The sequence below is a fragment of the Bacillus sp. z50 genome, assembly GCF_058313585.1.
The window spans coordinates 249096-267215 of the sequence record NZ_JBZFQL010000001.1 but is presented as its reverse complement, the minus strand read 5'-3'; the positions used below and the strand labels follow the sequence as shown (position 1 = coordinate 267215).

The following is an 18120-nucleotide window of genomic DNA, read 5'->3' as shown; positions in this document are numbered from 1 at the left end:
TGAGAAATATAAAAATTATTTATGGATATATGCATACAGACTATTAATTGCAATTTACTCACAACTATGCTCAAAAACATGTGGAGCTTATTGTATGGTACTATCTGAAATTATAAAGATAAGTATATAGCTGATTCGATTGTGAGGATATAGGATATATCCCATTGAGATAAAGAAACGTGTGGAAATACATTTAATTATATCTAGCATATAAAAAATTTTGTATATGACTAACTTCATTTTTTAATGAATTAACTAACGAAAATAAAGCATTCACATCATTTTGCAATAGGGTAATCTGGTTCTCGATTTTTTTAAATTGTTTGTTTTGTTCTTCCCTGTATGTTTGCTCATTCTTTTCATTTAATTCTGATTGTTTTATATCCAGAAAAGTACCGCCAATAGATACTAAATCACCAATTGTTATAGTACTTGCTCCAATTAATGCAAGGATAAAACCTAAGTTGGATTCATTGGCCTGGTCAGGGGGAAGAGAAGAATCTGCCGTATTTTCTAATTGCTCTTCTTCTTCAATTTCCTCAACTTCGCTTGCCTCAAAGCTGATGCCGAGAACTGTAAGAAGGTTACCTATTGTGACAATCATTTGGCCAAATAAATCAACCTTATCTCCAAATTCAACAGGCAAAGATTCGATAAATTGATTTTCTGAGTCCTTTTTAATCAACTCTAATCACCTACTTGATTGTAGCCTGATTTTCTCCATAACTTTTAATGTAGTTTGATTTAAATCCTCTTGAATTCTTTTTAATGATGAAAAATCTTTCTCAAGTTCTATTTCATTTAATTCAAATAAATGATCCATACTATCAGTGTTAAATACGTTGTTTAGGCAATTTAGAATCCCTTGGAAGGATGATACTAGTTGAGTATGTTCAATGACTAAAAATGAGGGAGGAATTGTATTTTCTAAACAAAGAACGCTAGTCTGTGCAACATTTACTGCATTTTTTAAATCTATATAGTATTGTTCTGGGTTTATGATTAAACCATTATCAGCAAACTGTGGATAGATTTTATTTGATATATAGACTAAGTTACCGCCGGCTAATTGAAGAGCATGCCCATATTGTTTTATAGTGTTTGCCATATCTTTTCCCCTTTGATCTATAAAGTAAGTTAAAACAATATATGCCCAAAGATTAAAGAAGTTCCAAGAGTATATAATCTGGATGCCATTGTGATTACAGATGTCTTTTTTCAAATGATTAATATATGAATTGTAATATTCCACCAAATAAAAAAGGAGTTCCAATAAATCGTCAACATGACTTTTTGGAACGCCTCTATTTATAAAGAAATGCAATTTTATCTATTTATAGTATACAACTGAATTAACGGTTTGAAATTTGGAAAGATCCGACTCACTTATTGTTTGAGCGATTGCTTGGATGATAGCACCAATAGCTTGTATCCAGCTGCCTATGGAATTGAATTGCTGTCTCTTAAGACTGGTTGATGGTAAAAATCCCGCTATTACTAACATATTAATCCCAATGGTTTGTAACAAACCTCCGAATGCATTATATAGATTAGCAAGTTTGGTGATTCTTTCCAATGAATACATAAAAGACAAAACCGTGCCCAATGCTTGTCCTTCATTTCCTATATTGAATACGGTTTGTTGTGCATTTGAATCACTAAATGGAAGGATATAACCGGCCACTTCCGCAGACAAGCCGCCCGCCTGAATTATATTACCAACTTTATTTAGTGTCAGGACGCTCTCAGTGTCAACCAGGACTGTCGTAGCCGCAAGCTGAAGATTGTAACCAATTAAATTGATATCAGATGAGGCTTTATTATCGAGTGATATAGGTGGTGTATTCCCAATAGCAGTTACAATTCTGCCAAACGCGCCTACCCACATTGCACCTGTTGTAATCTGTGTTTTGGTTTCTATTTGAATCACCAACTTAATTTGTGGTTTTAGTCATACACCATCGTATTCAAATATGTAAATTTATGTTCTGCTAAATTAAATAACGAAAAATTCATGCAGCATGGTCCTATTTCCAGAATTTCTTCAAGAAGGATGTAAATAAAAGTGATGAATATGAACTTTGTTTTTTATAATAGCGAGAAATTTGAAGGAAATGTACCTACTTATATATGTAAGCATAAAAGTAATAAGTTGGGGGGCTGCCCGACCAACCGACATTGGGACACCACTAGAAATATTTCAAAATGTATAATCTCACCTATTGTTTTCGGCAGATTATCGGCAAACGTTAGACAGCTACTTTACACACAAAAAAAAGCCTTGATAAATCAAGGCTTTTCGTACGTCCCAGAGAGGATTCGAACCTCCGACCTACAGTTTAGGAAACTGTTGCTCTATCCTGCTGAGCTACTGGGACTTATGTAAGATACTTTATAATTATAATAATTTTATTACTAAAGGTCAACTTTATTAACCAATTAATATTCTAAATTAATAAATATGATTTTGTTTATTACGGAAAATGTTATAGGGTGTTAAATTCCATATCACTGAAATCTCGATCTATTTCAGTGATTCCTTTACCATAATAAGACCCTTTTCTTTCATTAAACATTCCAGTGCTGTTTTAAAGGTTGAGAATGCATGTAGTGAATTGGTAAAAGGTAATTGGGAAGAGACTAAGTCTTTTACAAATTCTGGTGATAATCCTACAACAAGGACTTGTATTCCCATCACTTTTAAGGAGGATATTAAGTTTCCTATATTCTCACCCATCAGTTCTAAATTATCACAATCTTTTAGAACGAAACCGGAAAAATCAAGTACAATGGAATCGATTTCTGAGTTGTTTACATAATTTAATATGATTTGAATAACCTGATCAAAGTAGGCTACTGAAACATCAAAAGTTAAAGGAACAAGTAAGGTGTCGGGTATGATGGAAGCGATCATCGGGACTGAAACTTTACGGTCCTTAGCTTCCAACTCCCTGACTTTCTCGGTTAAATCATTTATTTGCTTAAGAAGTAATTCTTTTTCGTTAGTCTCCATCTTCAACCTCGCTTATATAAAATATATACATTGACTTCAGGTATATTATTGTTTAATTCGGTAGTAACACAAGTAAATCCTTTATTTTTAAAAAAACTTCGAAATTAAACCGACTGATAAGAATACTATATATAAGGGTGGATTGTTTAGACCTAGAGTTTACATCTACACAGTATAAAAATATTTTTAGAGTGCTGCTAAAGATTCTGTAGAGTTATATATTTGCATTTACGTATACAAAAAACTATAAACCCAATAATAATTTTGAAATGGATATTTTTATAGGATTATCTAAATTATAAACAAATAAAGGTTTATTGCCTTTTTATTAGGATTGTTTAGTACTCAAAGGATGTTATTTTAATAAAATATGTGAAAGTTTTTTGAACTTTTAGATGAGGTTTATTATATTCATAAGTGGTTTCATTTTATATTATCATTAGTTTTATGTTATAGTTTTTTCTAACTATATTATTCAAGGAGGCTTACTTGATAGAAGGTGAAAGGCTTAGAATGATAATCCAATGCAACAGACTCCTTTTAAAGATGTTTTTCAATAGAGAAGGATCTTCCGCTTAACTCTTCTTGAATCGTGTCCTACCATGGTAAGGAAGGATAACGATTAATTTCTACTTTTAATTATATTTTCACCCAATTTGAGAGCATATAACATTCTCGGTTTGGTCTTTTGCATGCAGAAGAGTATTTAGAGATTATAAGGATGTAACCAAAACTAATAACAAAACGTAAAAAACTATGAAACTAGTAAAAATTTTTAAAAATAATTTGGAGGTGAATCCCTCTTAAGAGGGAAATAATTGGACATAACCACGATAATCAATCTTGTTTTACTTGTTGTACTAATAGGAGCCTCAGGGTTCTTTGTAGCATCTGAGTTTGCGGTAGTGAAAATTCGGATGTCCCGTATTGATCAATTAATTTCAGAAGGAAACAAAAAAGCAGTGCTTGCGAAAAAAGTAGCAAGTGACCTCGATTACTATCTTTCTGCCTGTCAGCTTGGTATTACCGTAACCACTTTAGGACTTGGTGCACTGGGTAAACCAGCGGTGGAAGGTCTATTGTATCCTTTGTTTAATCTTTTTAATGTGTCTGATGCTGTTGCATCAGCATTGTCCTATGCGATTGCATTTATACTGGTTACTTTCTTGCATGTTGTAGTGGGGGAAATGGCACCAAAAACGCTTGCGATCCAATTTGCCGAAAAACTCACACTAATGCTTGCGCCGCCTTTATATTGGTTTGGCAGAGTGCTGTCACCATTCATTAAAGCTTTAAATGGGACATCGAGGGTCATTCTTCGTGCATTTGGAGTCAAACCTGCTGGACATGAAGAGGCATATTCTGAGGAAGAACTAAAGATTATTATGACCCAAAGCTACCAGGGCGGGGAAATTGATCAAACGGAATTGGAATACATGGAAAACGTGTTTTCGTTTGATGAACGTGTAGCCAAGGATATAATGGTTCCAAGAACTGAATTGGTTACACTTGATTTGAATATGAATTATGATGAAATCGTGAGTATTATTGATGAACATAACTACACACGTTATCCGGTTGTTGAAGATGGGGATAAAGACAAGATTGTCGGTGTAGTGAATGTGAAAAAAATGCTGACCCATATTGCTGCCAAAAGAGAACGTAAACTTGAAGAATTTGTTAGAGACTTGCCTTATGTTCTTGAAGCCACCCATATACAGGATGCACTGTTGAAAATGCAACAGGAACGGGTACACATGGCTTTAGTCATTGATGAATACGGAGGCACTTCAGGTATTCTTACGATGGAAGATGTTCTGGAAGAAATTGTAGGAGAGATCCGCGATGAGTTTGACGCTGATGAAGTGGCCGATATCCGTAAAGTCGGAGAAAACCAATATATGATTAATGGACGAGTCCTTTTGAGTGAGATGGAGGAATTGTTTGGTCTCGAGTTTGAGGACAGTGAAGATATAGATACAGTCGGAGGCTGGATCCAATATCAAAAAATTGATACTGTTCAAAATGGAGATTCATTGGAGCATGGTAAGCATCTATGGACTGTCAAGGAAATGGATAACCACCAAATTAAACAAGTATTGTTTACTCAAAAGGTTAAGAAATAATCAAAAGGAATTATTGGAACAACAAATTTTTTTACTATTCTTGGAGGTGAATCCCCCTTTAAGGGGGAAATAATTGGACGGATCAATCGCATTAAATTTATTTTTAGTAGCTATATTTATTGGGCTCACTGCATTCTTTGTTGGTGCTGAATTTGCCATTTTGAAAGTAAGGATGTCCAGAATTGAACAATTGATTTCTGAAGGCAACAAAAAGGCGGTTCTTGCCAAAAAAGTTGCAGAAAATCTAGACTATTACCTGTCAGCATGTCAGTTGGGTATTACGGTTACAGGATTAATATTAGGTGCGTTGGGGGAACCAACAGTCGAAAAAATGCTCCATCCTGTATTTGATGAATGGGGAATATCAGAATCAGTATCTACTGTCCTGTCCTATGTAATCGCTCTTAGCATCGTTACGTTCTTACATGTTGTTATAGGTGAACTTGCTCCTAAAACATTGGCTATCCAATTTGCAGAAAGATTATCCTTGCTTTTATCGCCGCCACTATATTGGTTCGGAAGAGTTACAAAACCTTTTATTAATGCATTAAATGGTTCTGCACAATATATCCTTCGAATTTTTGGTGTACAGCCTGCTGGACATGATACAGTCCATTCGGAGGAAGAATTGAAACTAATTGTCACTCAAAGTTATGAGAGTGGAGAAATTAATCAAACTGAACTGGCTTATCTAGAGAACATCTTTGCATTTGATGAACGTATTTTAAAAGATATTATGATTCCAAGAAATCAAATTGTCACTTTGGATAAGCAAATGTCTCTTGAAGAAATTCTTGAAACGCTTGATCGCTATGAATATACCCGCTACCCTGTTACGGAAAATAGCGATAAAGATCTTCTGGTTGGATTTATTAACACAAAAGAAATGCTAACAAATATAGCAGCTGGACGTGAAAGACCAATTCAGGATTTTATTCATGATATGCCGCGTTTGAAATCAACTACTCATATCAAGGATGTATTATTAAAAATGCAGCAGAGTCGGATGCACATGGCAATCGTTGTAGATGAAAAAGGCACTATAGCCGGCTTGGTCACGATGGAAGACATACTAGAAGAAATCGTCGGAGAAATTAAAGATGAATATAATGGAGATGAACTGCCTGCAACTTAATGGCAAGTTCGTTCAATAGTATGTAGAAGGAGGAGGCTGTCCGTTGAGTCGTTTGTAAGACTTTTCGGAGCCTCTTTTTTATGCATTTAAATAGTGGAATACTGCTTGTTTTAAGTAATTATACTGAGAGTCATTGGTGTCCGAAGACCATTTAGAGCTTGATTTTAAAGACCATGAGTTAAGCAATGCCTTCTTTATTTGAGGAAGATGCTCAGTCTCCATACAAATACCTCCTTTATTTAATCTGATCTATTAGTAATGTCCTCAAAACTTTTATCTATAAAATAGCCTAAATTTCGGTAAAAAGTTAATAGTAAATGAGTTACGAAGATATATATGCTTTTTAAATATACTCTAATCAATTAAAGTTATCCATCAATTACCAGTTTAAACTTTTCAGAAACCTTGTAGTAAAATAGAAGTATCTTTAAAAAAATAATAAAAATGATACTATTAGCAAGTGGACTTTTTTAATTAGATTCTTAAGCTAAAGTAATGAACAAATTTTCATAGAAGGAGTTTGACCTGAAAATGGGAATCCCATTGATTATTGCGGAGAAACCGGATCAAGGAGTTACACTGGCATCTCCATTCTCTTTCAAAAAAAGGGACGGGTATTTAGAGATTGCTCCTAATGAAGTATTTCCGGAAGGGGCATTATGTTCATGGGCCATCGGACATTTAACCGAATTATCCTCACCGGAGAAATATAAACCGGAGTGGAAAAGATGGGCTATTGCCACATTGCCAATAATCCCTGATAAATTTACATATGAAGTAACAAAATCAAAAACGAAGCAATTTAACATTATCAAGCAATTATTGAAGCGACCAGATGTCGAATCAATTATTCATGCAGGTGATGCTGGGAGGGAGGGTGAATTAATCGTACGCAATATTATTGCGGTGAGCGGCGTTCGTAAACCGATGAAGCGTTTATGGATCTCTTCTTTAACGAAAAAATCCATATTAGAAGGATTTAACAGCCTCCGTGACAGCCAGGAAACCATACCTCTCTATCATGAAGCCTATACAAGATCGTGTGCAGATTGGCTTGTTGGCATGAATGCATCAAGAGCCTATTCCTTGCTGCTTAAACAAAAAGGGATGAATGATGTATTCTCTGCAGGAAGAGTACAGACACCTACACTAGCTTTAATAGTGAAACGGGAATTGGAGATTGAAAAATTTGAATCTAAGCCATTTTGGGAAGTCATTGCTACGTTTGATATAAATGGGCAGACTTATGAAGGAAAATGGGAAAAGGATCAGGAGTCCAGACTGGATAAGCAGGAGATGGCTCAAAATATTGCAGCTTTTTGTAAAAATAAAGATGCGAAAATTATAGAAATGAAGACGGAGCGTAAAGAATTCCAGCCGCCCTTATTATTTAATTTATCGGCCTTACAGGCAACCGCCAATAAAATGTATAAGTACTCACCAAAACAAACGCTGGATATCACGCAAAAACTGTATCAAAAGGGAATTGTCTCTTATCCGCGGAGTGATTCAAACTACGTGACTAAAGGAGAGGCGGAAACATTCCCGGAGATCCTATCGAAACTTGCTCAGTTCGAGGAATATAAATCATTCATACCCGTTCCAAACGAATCCATTATCAATAACTCTAGGTTTGTTAATGAAAAGAAAGTATCGGATCACTATGCGATTATTCCTACTGAACAGGTGACGAATCCAGCCAAGCTTTCAGGAGAAGAAAGGAATATCTATGATTTAATTGTGCGTCGTTTGATTGCTGCTCACTATGAATCAGCCATATTTGACTATACAACCCTCATAACATTAGTTGATGGAAGAGCAGAGTTCATTTCAAAAGGAAAGCAGCAAATACGAGAAGGCTGGCGACAAATTATTTTCCAGCAAGAAAAGGATGAAGATACCATCCTTCCGAATGTCCAAAAAGATGATGAAGGTAAAGTGAAAAGCGTTAAAGTAAAAGAAGGAAAAACGCAACCGCCTAAACGATATACCGAGGGACAATTAATTACGTTAATGAAAACGGCCGGTAAGCATCTTGATAATGAAGAACTCGAAAAAGTGCTAATGAAATCAGAAGGACTGGGAACGGAGGCAACAAGAGCGGGAATTATTACGATGCTGAAGGATAGAAAATATATAGATGTTAAAAAGAATCAAGTATTTGCGACTGATAAAGCGAAAGTGTTGATCAGAGCGATAGGCGACGAGATATTGGCTTCACCTGAAATGACAGCTAAATGGGAGCAGCGCTTGGCCGAAATCGGGCAAGGGAAAGCATCAGCTGCTCAATTTATGGAGCAGACAAAGAAATTAACGGGGAAGATTATTGAGGATGCTGTAAAAGGCTTTGAAACCTGGGATTTTACAGGATTAAAGGTTGAAACGATTGAACGTACCTCTTCTAAGTTTACAACAGGGAAAAAGGTAGGCGCCTGTCCGCTGTGTAAAGGGGATATAGTCGATAAGGGTGAATTTTATGGATGTGCGAATTATAAGCAAAACCAGTGTAAATTTACATTTTCGAAAAAAATCCTTGGAAAAAAGATTTCCCAAACCAATATGCAGAAATTATTAAAAGATGGGAAAACCAATGTCATAAAAGGGTTTAAAAAAGGAGAAAAATCATTTGACGCGGCGATTGAATGGAAGGACGGTAAAATTAATTTCCTGTTTTCAAATGAAATTGCTCCAAAAACTTAAAAATTTTTGTGCATTCAGGTATAATGGTCGAAGAAGTTTCCATTTGCGCTGGTAAATGGAGTACATATTATATTAAGGGAGTTTTTGTAAATGAGTAAAGTATTGATTTTTGGACATAAAAATCCAGATACTGACACAATTTGTTCAGCAATCGCTTATGCTGAATTAAAAAAAGAGTTGGGTGTTGAAGCAGAACCGATTCGACTTGGTGCGATTAATGGTGAAACACAATATGCACTTGATACATTTAAAGTGGCAGCTCCCCGTTTGGTTGAGAAGGTTGCGGAAGAAACACAGGAAGTTATTCTTGTAGACCACAATGAAAGACAGCAAAGTGCGGATGATATCGATCAGGTTCGAGTATTAGAGGTTATTGATCACCACCGTATTGCAAATTTCGAAACAGCTGATCCATTGTATTACCGTGCTGAGCCGGTTGGATGTACAGCAACCATTTTAAATAAGCTATACAAAGAAAACGGAATTCAAATCAAAAAAGAAGTAGCTGGCTTAATGTTATCCGCTATTATTTCTGATTCTTTATTATTTAAATCTCCAACTTGCACGGAGCAAGATGTTGCTGCTGCAAAAGAATTGGCTGAAATAGCTGGTGTTAATGCAGAAGAATACGGATTGGAAATGTTAAAAGCTGGAGCAGATTTAAGCAAGAAAACTATTGCAGAATTAATTTCTTTGGATGCTAAAGAGTTCTCCATGGGCACATCAAAAGTGGAAATTGCACAAGTGAATGCAGTTGATACAAACGATGTAATGGCGAAGCAAGCTGAACTCGAAGCAGCTATGCAGGCAGCTATTAATGAAAAGGGTCTGGATTTATTTCTATTAGTTGTAACAGATATCCTAACAAATGATTCTGTTGCCCTTGCTATTGGTGATAAAGCTGCAGCTGTTGAAAAAGCTTTCCATGTAACATTGGTAAATAATACAGCTGTTCTAAAAGGGGTTGTTTCCCGTAAGAAACAGGTAGTTCCAGCATTAACAGAAGCATTATCGTAAATTTTACTTGCAAAATTTCTGGCATGATGTTATATTAATATATGCGATGAGCTGAATTGTGTAAGTCGAGCACATACCTTATGGTACACACTATGTGGAGTGTGGTGACTCGCCTCAATTTTTTCGAACAAGGCACCTGTTTTTAACAGGTGCCTTTTTATATATTCATATCCAGAGTGTCGATTGGACATATCAATAATGGTACACAAATAGCGAGCTTTAAAATACATAATGCAGGCAGATCAATCAAAAAATAGTAAAGATAATAATCAGGTTTTCCGAATAGGGAATCGTTGAGAAGGCATTTAACCAAACTAATACATAAGCTCAAGTTAAGAACGATTTACATATGTTAATTAGTATGCAAGGAGGAAATAAAATGAATAAGAAAACAGTAGATGATTACTTACAGGAAGGGATACATGGCGTTAAAGAAATAAAGCCTGCTGAACGGAAAGTATTTCTTGGGAGCTTACGTGAACGTGTGGTTGTCGCATTAACACAGGCTCAGGTTTTTCAAAAACAAATCCCACATGGATTTATTGACCTATTGAAAAAAAATAAGGGCGCTAAGCTTTATTTAAATGGCCACATTAATTATTCCCATCTATCGAAATTCGTTAAAGCAGCAGATGAACATGGGATTCAATTTAAAATCGTGACCAATAAAGACTATAATTCACCTAATGGTTTGGTATTGGCCTATGATCATGCAATTAATAACGATAACATTACATTAGAAGAACCGGCACAGGAAGAAACTAATACTGAGGAGACAGAAAAAAAGACAGGTTTTTTTGAATCACTTAAGCAACTCTTTACAAAAAAATCATAAACAAAATGTCATAACTGTGCACCCCTTAATACGAGAAACAATACGGTGTCTGGATGCATGTTTCGGTTAGGTGAGTATGTGCCATCGACTATTCTAGTTTTAGTTTGTATGGTATAGTTATCAAATTAGAGATAATTTAGGTTTATGATTTGAGGGGCACAAAGAATGAATTCAACACAAGAGTATATTGAAGAATGGCAGGAAGCACTTGAAGAAGAGATTCAGTATTTAAAAAAATATGGAAGTACCCGCTATCACCTGATGAATGGCAATAAGATTATGTCAGGTGATTCTTTTACGTACTATTTTGAGTCATCCAGTATTTTGCGTATACCTGTTGGAACGATTGCTAAGCTGGAATGGGGCGGGAGTCGGTTTGATGCCAGAATCCTATCCTCTGAGGGCAATAGTTTGCTTCTGTCTCTTGAACAATCAATAGGTGAATTGATTGAAGAGGCTACGATTTATCATGACCCATGGGAACTTTTAGATCAGCTGATTGAAAGACTGGATGATATCAGGAAAAGTAAGCGGAAAAGAAGTCGGGTTAAACGGATCATGGAGCCTTCCATGCCTGATAAACGAACGGACAAAACAAGTAAAAGCGCGGTACGCGAATTATATGCCAGATCAAAATATAACCCGGTCACATATGTTTGGGGACCGCCTGGTACAGGAAAAACGTATACTTTAGCACGAACGGCAGCCAATAAATATTTTAAAAAGAAACGTATATTAGTTCTCTCTCACAGTAATCAGGCTGTGGATGTCCTGCTTGCCGAAATTACGGCATTTGTTAAACGAGCGGATCGTTTTCATGAAGGAGATATTTTACGTTACGGCTCTCAAACTGGTGAGGGTCTTCTGATGCATGGGGATATATTGCCGGCTAAATTATTGGAAAGTCATGATGGACATTTAGTGAAGGAAAGGGATTCGATTAATGAAGAAAAGAAACTGCTAAAAAAAGATCTGTCTCTGTCTTTTAGCGTACGTGACTCGGAGCAGCTTCTTGACCTTGAAAAAAAACTGGGCAGAATCTTAGAGAAAATAAGGCAAAAAGAAATTCATTTAGTCAAAAATGCCTTCATTGTTGGGACTACCTTGGCGAAAGCAGCAATGGACCCGAGTATTTTTGAACAAGAGTATGATCTAGTTATCATTGATGAAGCCAGTATGGCCTTTATCCCGCAAATTGCCTTTGCCGGCGCACTTGCCAAGCGTTGTATTATTTGTGGGGATTTTAAGCAATTACCTCCTATTGCGGTTTCGAGGGGAGAGCTTGTAGACCGCTGGCTGAAGGAGGACATCTTCCATCGTGCCGGTGTTGCTGATATTGCACGTGGGGGAAAACTTCATACTCATTTGTTTTTATTAAAGGAACAGAGGAGAATGCATCCGGATATCTCCGCTTTTACGAACCAATATGTTTATAATTCACTGGTTGGCGATCATCCAAGTGTTCATATAAATAAAAAAGATATCGTTTCAAAGACACCTTTTGTAGATCGTGCTTCCGTACTGTTAAATACGAGCTTCACAGGGGAACACTGCTTTACGGGCACTTCCTCTGGTTCTAGAATGAATTTGATGAATCTATTGTTATCCTTTCAGGTTATTCATGAAGCCTACAGCAATGGGAGTAAATCAATCGGTTATGCAACCCCTTATCGTGCGCAGGCACAATTGATGGAAACATTAATTAAAGATCTATATGAGGAAGAGAACGGCCTGCATGATATATTGGCTGCCACTGTCCATCGTTTCCAGGGAAGTGAACGGGAAGTAATGGTATTTGATAGTGTAGATAGTTATCCGCAAAATCGGGCAGGGATGCTTTTAACGGGCAGGGAAAGTGAACGGCTGTTAAATGTTGCAATTACCAGAACAAAAGGGAAACTGATTCATGTCAGCGATGTGGAGTTTATAGAATCAAAAGTTTCGCATACAAAAACTCTTCATCAGCTCGTTCAATATCAAATGAAACGGAATCAAATGGTCAATATGGATCAAATAGGCAAATGGATTGCCAACCATCATCCAAAATTACAATGGATTTATGCAAGAAATTTGGAAGGGTTCTATCAGGATTTAAAAAAAGCCCAATCTTCCATTATCCTTTCCTTGCCAAATTCCAGTGTGTTATCATCGGATTTTGTTCAAAGAGTGAAGACGAGGAACTCAAGAACAAGACTGATGATGTATTCTCCAGATTCCCATTCCTATTTGGATCCGGATATCCATCTTCAGAATGGGCCAAGCTTCACATTTGTCATCTTTGACCAAAAAGTATTGTGGTTGGGGGTTCCTCTTGAAGCCAATAAACGTGTTCATCCGCCATACATTGGAATTCGATTGGAATCCGAAGCATTTATCAATCAATTTCTCCAGCAATTGCCTAAATAAATTGTCGGAATTTTAGTTGCTATTTTCACATATAAGATTTATAATTCTATATGTTGTTATTGTTTTTAAATTAAAATACTATATATTGATTTTAACGTGTTTAAGGTGTCGTATTACGACTTAATAGGGAATCCGGTTAAAATCCGGAACTGTACCCGCAACTGTAAATGCTGATGAAATAAGTAAACCACTGTAGAGAAATCTATGGGAAGGACTTAGAGTAAAGCGAAGCATGAGTCAGGAGACCTGCCTTTTTCACTGGTTTGCCTTTATCGGGAGCAATGAGGGTGGAACGGATGAAATAGCAATATTGAACAGTTCAATCTTGTTATTATTTCTTTTCCCATTGCTTATTTTTAGGCAATGGGATTTTTTGCGTGGAGGGAACAGACGTTTTTAATCGATTTATCGGCAAACAATAAGGGGGAAATTAGTATGGCAGTATCTTACGAATCAAACTATGCAAGTCTGGAAGTCATAAATTTAAAAAGCATAGAAACATACATAAAGGAATGTGTTAGTTCCTATACATCTATTTATTCAGCAGAGGAATACTTAGAAAAAATCAAGACAGCACTTGAGTATAAGTCTGACTATAGCAAGAAAGAGTTGGTGAATTTACTGGTACTAAGCGCCGTAGAGCGTATCTCTGCTGATGAGCCTGATTGGACATTTGTGGCGGCAACTATTTATTTAGACCAGTTATATGATAAAGCTTCAAAAAGCCGGGGATATGATTTAACACACAAATATGGGAGCTTTCATCAGCTTGTTGAACTATTGACTGATATGGGGATTTATAATCCAGCATTGTTAAATGAATATACGGAAGACGAAATCAATGAACTCGAAGCAGTCATCGATTCATCAAAAGATCAGTTGTTTACGTATATTGGCATTCGGACGCTGGCAGATCGCTATTTAGCCAAATCTCATCATGGAAGCTTATATGAACTTCCTCAGGAACGGTTTATGATTATTGCCATGACATTAATGATGAATGAGCCTAAAGAACAGCGAATCAAATTAATAAGAGAAGCATATTGGGCCTTATCCAATCTATATATGACGGTGGCAACTCCTACGCTTGCTAATGCTGGGAAAAGCTATGGCCAATTATCCAGTTGTTTTATCGATACTGTTGATGATAGTTTGCAAGGTATCTATGATTCAAACACCGATATTGCCAATCTATCTAAAAATGGCGGAGGAATAGGTGTTTATTTAGGGAAAATTAGAGCGCGAGGCAGTGATATTAAAGGATTTAAGGGTGTTTCCTCAGGAGTTATACCATGGATGAAGCAATTAAATAATACCGCCGTCAGTGTGGACCAACTGGGCCAAAGACAGGGTGCCATTGCAGTTTATCTGGATGTTTGGCATAAGGATATATTTGCCTTCCTCGAAGCGCGTTTAAATAATGGGGATGAACGTTTTCGAACGCATGATTTATTTACTGGTGTTTGCATTCCGGATTTATTTATGGAAATGGTCAAGGAGCGGGGTACCTGGTATTTATTTGATCCGCATGAAGTAAGAAAAGTAATGGGATATTCTCTTGAAGATTATTTTGATGAAGAAGCAGGGGATGGCCAATTCAGACAAAAATATACTGAATGTATCAATCATCCGCAGCTTTCCAAAAAAGAAATACCTGCCATTGAAGTGTTTAAGGCGATCATGATTTCTCAGCTTGAAACAGGAACACCTTATATGTTTTATCGGGATACGGTCAACCGCTCTAATGCTAATCGCCATAAAGGAATGATATATTGCAGTAATTTATGTACGGAAATTATGCAAAATCAAAGTGCTACCAAAGTTATTGAACAAAGAACCGAGGATGGGAAAATTATTATTGAAAAAACACCGGGTGACTTTGTTGTATGTAATCTTTCGTCTATCTCCCTTGCCAAAGCTGTAAAGGAAGATGTCCTTGGACGCTTAATTAAGATACAGGTGAGAATGCTTGATAATGTCATTGATTTAAATAATATCCCGGTCATTCAGGCAAATATAACGAATAAAAATTATCGTGCTATAGGACTTGGGACATTTGGCTGGCATCATTTATTAGCGCTTGAGGGCATTGCCTGGGAATCAGAGAAAGCCGTTGAATACTGTGACCGATTATACGAAAAAATCGCTTATTTAACGATTAAATCAAGTGTGGATTTAGCTGGTGAAAAAGGTGCTTACCCATTTTTTGAAGGATCTGATTGGGAGACCGGATCTTATTTTGACCAAAGAGGCTATGATTCAGATGCTTGGAGTCAATTGAAAAATAGAGTGCATACATCCGGAATTCGAAATGGCTATCTTATGGCCGTAGCACCAAATTCTTCAACTGCGATTATTGCCGGTTCTACATCCGGAATTGATCCAATTTTCAGAAGGGAATATTCCGAAGAGAAGAAGAATTACCGTATTCCAGTGACTGCACCTGACTTGAATCTGGAGACAATGTGGTATTATAAATCCGTTTATTTAATTGACCAAAAATGGAGCATTCTCCAAAATGCACGTCGTCAAAAACATATCGACCAAGGAATCTCGTTTAATTTGTATGTCCGTAATGATATTAAAGCACGTGATTTATTAGACTTGCATCTGCTTGCATGGGAGACCGGATTAAAAACAACATACTATGTACGTTCTACTTCAAGCGCTGTTATAGAAGAATGCGAAAGCTGCCAATAAGGATGGGGGAAATATAATGGATACAAAAACAATAGTGGAAAAACGTAAATTAGTCGATCGGGAAGCACCGAATAGTTCAACGGGTATTATTAATGGCAGAAATTCAAATATTTTAAATTGGGATGATGTGCGCTATCCATGGGCATATCCTAAATATAAAGTAATGCTATCTAATTTTTGGACGCCTTTTGAAATTAATATGGTGAATGATGCGAAACAATTTCCAAATCTTTCAGAAATTGAACAAGAATCCTTTCTAAAAATTATAGGCTTGTTGGCATTGCTTGATAGTATCCAGTCTGACTATGCCAGTAAAGTCGCCGACTATCTGACCGATTCATCTCTGAATGCATTGATGATTATGCTGGCGCAGCAAGAAGTCATTCATAACCATTCCTACTCCTATGTATTGTCAAGTATTGTCCAGAAAAGCAAGCAAGATGAAGTTTTTGAATATTGGAGAACTGAAGAGATTTTGCGTAAACGAAATGATTTTATTACAGATGGCTATCGGGATTTCACAGAAAACCCAACAATCGAAAATCTACTTAAATCGATTATCTATGATGTAATCCTGGAAGGGCTCTTCTTTTACTCAGGCTTTGCTTTCTTTTATAATTTGGCCAGAAATCAAAAGATGGTGGCAACTTCGACGATGATTAATTATATAAATCGAGACGAACAGATCCATGTTGGGCTGTTTGAGAAGATTTTTAAAGTAATATTGACTGAACATCCCGAAACAAATACAGAAGAATTGAAAAATTTTGCGATTGAAACCTTCAGAACTGCAGCAGAGCTTGAGATTGAATGGGGTCATAAAGTTATAGGAAATAAAATCGAGGGAATTACGATGGCTGAGCTCGAACAATATATCCAGTTTATGGCTAATAAGCGTTGCAATCAGTTGGGGTATGGAAGATCTCCGTTTCCAGAGGTTCCGAACAAAAATCCCTTAAGGTGGATTGTTGCGTATCAGGAAGTGGATTTAGGTAAGACGGATTTCTTTGAGCAGAAATCAAGACAATATACAAAAACAACAGATACTAATGGATTTGATGAACTGTAAATGAAAAAAAGACGCCAATTACGGCGTCTTTTTTCTTGAAGGCATCCTTACCAGCGGTGAGCTTTCGCATTGCTCCTCAAAATGATATTGGTCTGGGACATTGCAGTATGTCCATTAACCTGTGATTTTGAGCGCTTCCGCCTTGTCCAGTTATGGTGAAAAAGAGAAGAGTGTGGATCTAAATGATTCCGATAACTCATTGCTTATCACCCCATCAGTAGGATACGTTCTGATGTCCCTTATGAGGACATCAAGTATAGGATATACAAAATGAGTGACTTTTAATCTCGGGAAAAGTTCACGAATTATTTTCTATATTATGATAAAATATATATAATATGGATATTGATGGTGGATAATTATGCGAAATTTGGAATATGAACAATAATAACGGAGAAATCTATGCCGCGGTCTCCCATTTTGACAGAATGATTTATAAAATCATCTGTTAAAGGGGAAAATACGATGAAATAGCACTGAAAGAAGTCCGGAAGAATGATATGACTGTTGTTTATAGTCAAGAAGCCTATCCAATCCAACGTTTTATGATGTTGGTACTTTTATATCTAAAAGCCATTCCCTGGAAAGTACCGAGTTTTGAGTTGGATCATTAATTGGATGTATGATATATAATCCACCAGATTATTCAGGCGGATGGGTACTTTGATGTAACACATCATCGAATTATCCTTATTGCGGAACCTGTATAAGTAAATGTGTTATTGAATAAAAGTCGGGCTTTCTTATAGTTTGTTTTCTGCTTATGAGCCAGCACTTCTTTCAGATAAAATTTGTCCAAAAGAAAGATTGCTGTTTCTAATTTTCGTAAAATTAAAGTTAGCATATTTATCTGAAACATCAATTTTTACAGATATGTTATAGTAGCTTAGTGATTGATTTTAATTTATTGGCAGAAATCCATACAGAAACATTCCTCGATATTGTCAAGAAAGATCAGCTTGTTCTCTTTTCAATTTCTTCACCATGTAAAATACACTCTCCCGCAAAATGATAACTAACATCTAAAGAGGTATGTTATATTTTTTTAAAACTATATTAATTTAGGAAATTTAACTCATATTATACTTGTAGCAGCCAGCCTTAAATAGATACTTTTGG

General features: G+C 36.2%; 14 protein-coding genes, 1 tRNA gene and 1 riboswitch. Of the genes, 8 read left to right on the top strand and 7 right to left on the bottom strand.

The features are described 5' to 3' along the window. Nucleotides 1-193 precede the first annotated feature (193 nt). From AC4G3N_RS01180 to AC4G3N_RS01160, 5 genes are all read right to left on the bottom strand, one after another. Entirely contained in the window at nucleotides 194-685 is a 492-nt protein-coding gene (locus AC4G3N_RS01180) for a hypothetical protein (RefSeq protein WP_140461513.1), read from the bottom strand. Between the two features lie 6 nt (nucleotides 686-691). Then, nucleotides 692-1108: a hypothetical protein gene (locus tag AC4G3N_RS01175; protein WP_066103550.1), complete on the bottom strand. Its 417-nt coding sequence runs from the start codon at nucleotides 1106-1108 to the stop codon at nucleotides 692-694. Nucleotides 1109-1330: 222 nt separating this feature from the next. Next, the gene (locus AC4G3N_RS01170; RefSeq protein ID WP_066103552.1) at nucleotides 1331-1930 is read right to left on the bottom strand and encodes a DUF6944 family repetitive protein; all 600 of its coding nucleotides are present in this window, start codon (nucleotides 1928-1930) and stop codon (nucleotides 1331-1333) included. A gap of 374 nt (nucleotides 1931-2304) precedes the next feature. Continuing rightward, nucleotides 2305-2378, bottom strand: a tRNA-Arg gene (locus AC4G3N_RS01165). Nucleotides 2379-2524: 146 nt separating this feature from the next. Further along, nucleotides 2525-3013 (bottom strand): STAS domain-containing protein, encoded by a 489-nt coding sequence (locus tag AC4G3N_RS01160; RefSeq protein ID WP_066103554.1) that lies wholly within the window; start codon nucleotides 3011-3013, stop codon nucleotides 2525-2527. A gap of 818 nt (nucleotides 3014-3831) precedes the next feature. Between AC4G3N_RS01160 and AC4G3N_RS01155 the strand changes: the two genes are divergently transcribed. Then, nucleotides 3832-5139, top strand: coding sequence for a hemolysin family protein (locus tag AC4G3N_RS01155; RefSeq protein ID WP_140461512.1), 1308 nt, complete (start codon nucleotides 3832-3834; stop codon nucleotides 5137-5139). A 73-nt stretch (nucleotides 5140-5212) separates the two neighbouring features. Then, nucleotides 5213-6274: a hemolysin family protein gene (locus tag AC4G3N_RS01150; protein WP_140461511.1), complete on the top strand. Its 1062-nt coding sequence runs from the start codon at nucleotides 5213-5215 to the stop codon at nucleotides 6272-6274. A 78-nt stretch (nucleotides 6275-6352) separates the two neighbouring features. On the opposite strand, the gene AC4G3N_RS01145 is transcribed toward AC4G3N_RS01150, so the two are convergent. After that, complete coding sequence (locus AC4G3N_RS01145; RefSeq protein WP_175354252.1) at nucleotides 6353-6496, bottom strand: hypothetical protein; 144 nt, start codon at nucleotides 6494-6496, stop codon at nucleotides 6353-6355. Nucleotides 6497-6811: 315 nt separating this feature from the next. Here AC4G3N_RS01145 and AC4G3N_RS01140 point away from each other — a divergent pair, with 315 nt between their 5' ends. The 6 genes from AC4G3N_RS01140 to AC4G3N_RS01115 all read left to right on the top strand — a co-directional run bounded on the left by AC4G3N_RS01140 (nucleotide 6812) and on the right by AC4G3N_RS01115 (nucleotide 17001). Then, on the top strand, nucleotides 6812-8974 hold the full coding sequence (locus AC4G3N_RS01140; protein ID WP_066104290.1) for a DNA topoisomerase III: 2163 nt from the start codon (nucleotides 6812-6814) through the stop codon (nucleotides 8972-8974). 90 nt (nucleotides 8975-9064) lie between these two features. Continuing rightward, nucleotides 9065-9991 carry a manganese-dependent inorganic pyrophosphatase gene (locus tag AC4G3N_RS01135; protein WP_066103560.1) on the top strand — a complete coding sequence of 309 codons (927 nt, stop codon included), beginning with the start codon at nucleotides 9065-9067 and terminating at the stop codon, nucleotides 9989-9991. A gap of 379 nt (nucleotides 9992-10370) precedes the next feature. Continuing rightward, nucleotides 10371-10826, top strand: a complete 456-nt coding sequence (locus tag AC4G3N_RS01130; protein ID WP_491089574.1) for a YueI family protein — start codon at nucleotides 10371-10373, stop codon at nucleotides 10824-10826. Between the two features lie 165 nt (nucleotides 10827-10991). Then, nucleotides 10992-13232: a DEAD/DEAH box helicase gene (locus tag AC4G3N_RS01125; protein WP_491089573.1), complete on the top strand. Its 2241-nt coding sequence runs from the start codon at nucleotides 10992-10994 to the stop codon at nucleotides 13230-13232. An 86-nt stretch (nucleotides 13233-13318) separates the two neighbouring features. Next, nucleotides 13319-13500: riboswitch (cobalamin riboswitch) on the top strand. Between the two features lie 167 nt (nucleotides 13501-13667). Then, a complete protein-coding gene (locus tag AC4G3N_RS01120; protein ID WP_491089572.1) occupies nucleotides 13668-15932 on the top strand; it encodes a ribonucleoside-diphosphate reductase subunit alpha in 2265 nt (754 codons plus the stop codon). A 16-nt stretch (nucleotides 15933-15948) separates the two neighbouring features. Further along, nucleotides 15949-17001: a ribonucleotide-diphosphate reductase subunit beta gene (locus AC4G3N_RS01115; RefSeq protein ID WP_491089571.1), complete on the top strand. Its 1053-nt coding sequence runs from the start codon at nucleotides 15949-15951 to the stop codon at nucleotides 16999-17001. Between the two features lie 47 nt (nucleotides 17002-17048). Here the strand turns inward: AC4G3N_RS01115 and AC4G3N_RS01110 are convergent, their stop codons facing one another. After that, nucleotides 17049-17201: a YpzG family protein gene (locus AC4G3N_RS01110; RefSeq protein WP_077248014.1), complete on the bottom strand. Its 153-nt coding sequence runs from the start codon at nucleotides 17199-17201 to the stop codon at nucleotides 17049-17051. Nucleotides 17202-18120 lie beyond the last annotated feature (919 nt).

What these genes read in the sequence shown, in the direction of transcription:
- AC4G3N_RS01175 (WP_066103550.1), bottom strand. Translation starts at nt 1,108, where the DNA reads ATGGCAAACACTATAAAACAATATGGGCATGCTCTTCAATTAGCCGGC.
- AC4G3N_RS01160 (WP_066103554.1), bottom strand. Translation starts at nt 3,013, where the DNA reads ATGGAGACTAACGAAAAAGAATTACTTCTTAAGCAAATAAATGATTTA.
- AC4G3N_RS01145 (WP_175354252.1), bottom strand. Translation starts at nt 6,496, where the DNA reads ATGGAGACTGAGCATCTTCCTCAAATAAAGAAGGCATTGCTTAACTCA.
- AC4G3N_RS01135 (WP_066103560.1), top strand. Translation starts at nt 9,065, where the DNA reads ATGAGTAAAGTATTGATTTTTGGACATAAAAATCCAGATACTGACACA.
- AC4G3N_RS01130 (WP_491089574.1), top strand. Translation starts at nt 10,371, where the DNA reads ATGAATAAGAAAACAGTAGATGATTACTTACAGGAAGGGATACATGGC.
- AC4G3N_RS01125 (WP_491089573.1), top strand. Translation starts at nt 10,992, where the DNA reads ATGAATTCAACACAAGAGTATATTGAAGAATGGCAGGAAGCACTTGAA.
- AC4G3N_RS01120 (WP_491089572.1), top strand. Translation starts at nt 13,668, where the DNA reads ATGGCAGTATCTTACGAATCAAACTATGCAAGTCTGGAAGTCATAAAT.
- AC4G3N_RS01115 (WP_491089571.1), top strand. Translation starts at nt 15,949, where the DNA reads ATGGATACAAAAACAATAGTGGAAAAACGTAAATTAGTCGATCGGGAA.
- AC4G3N_RS01110 (WP_077248014.1), bottom strand. Translation starts at nt 17,201, where the DNA reads ATGAGTTATCGGAATCATTTAGATCCACACTCTTCTCTTTTTCACCAT.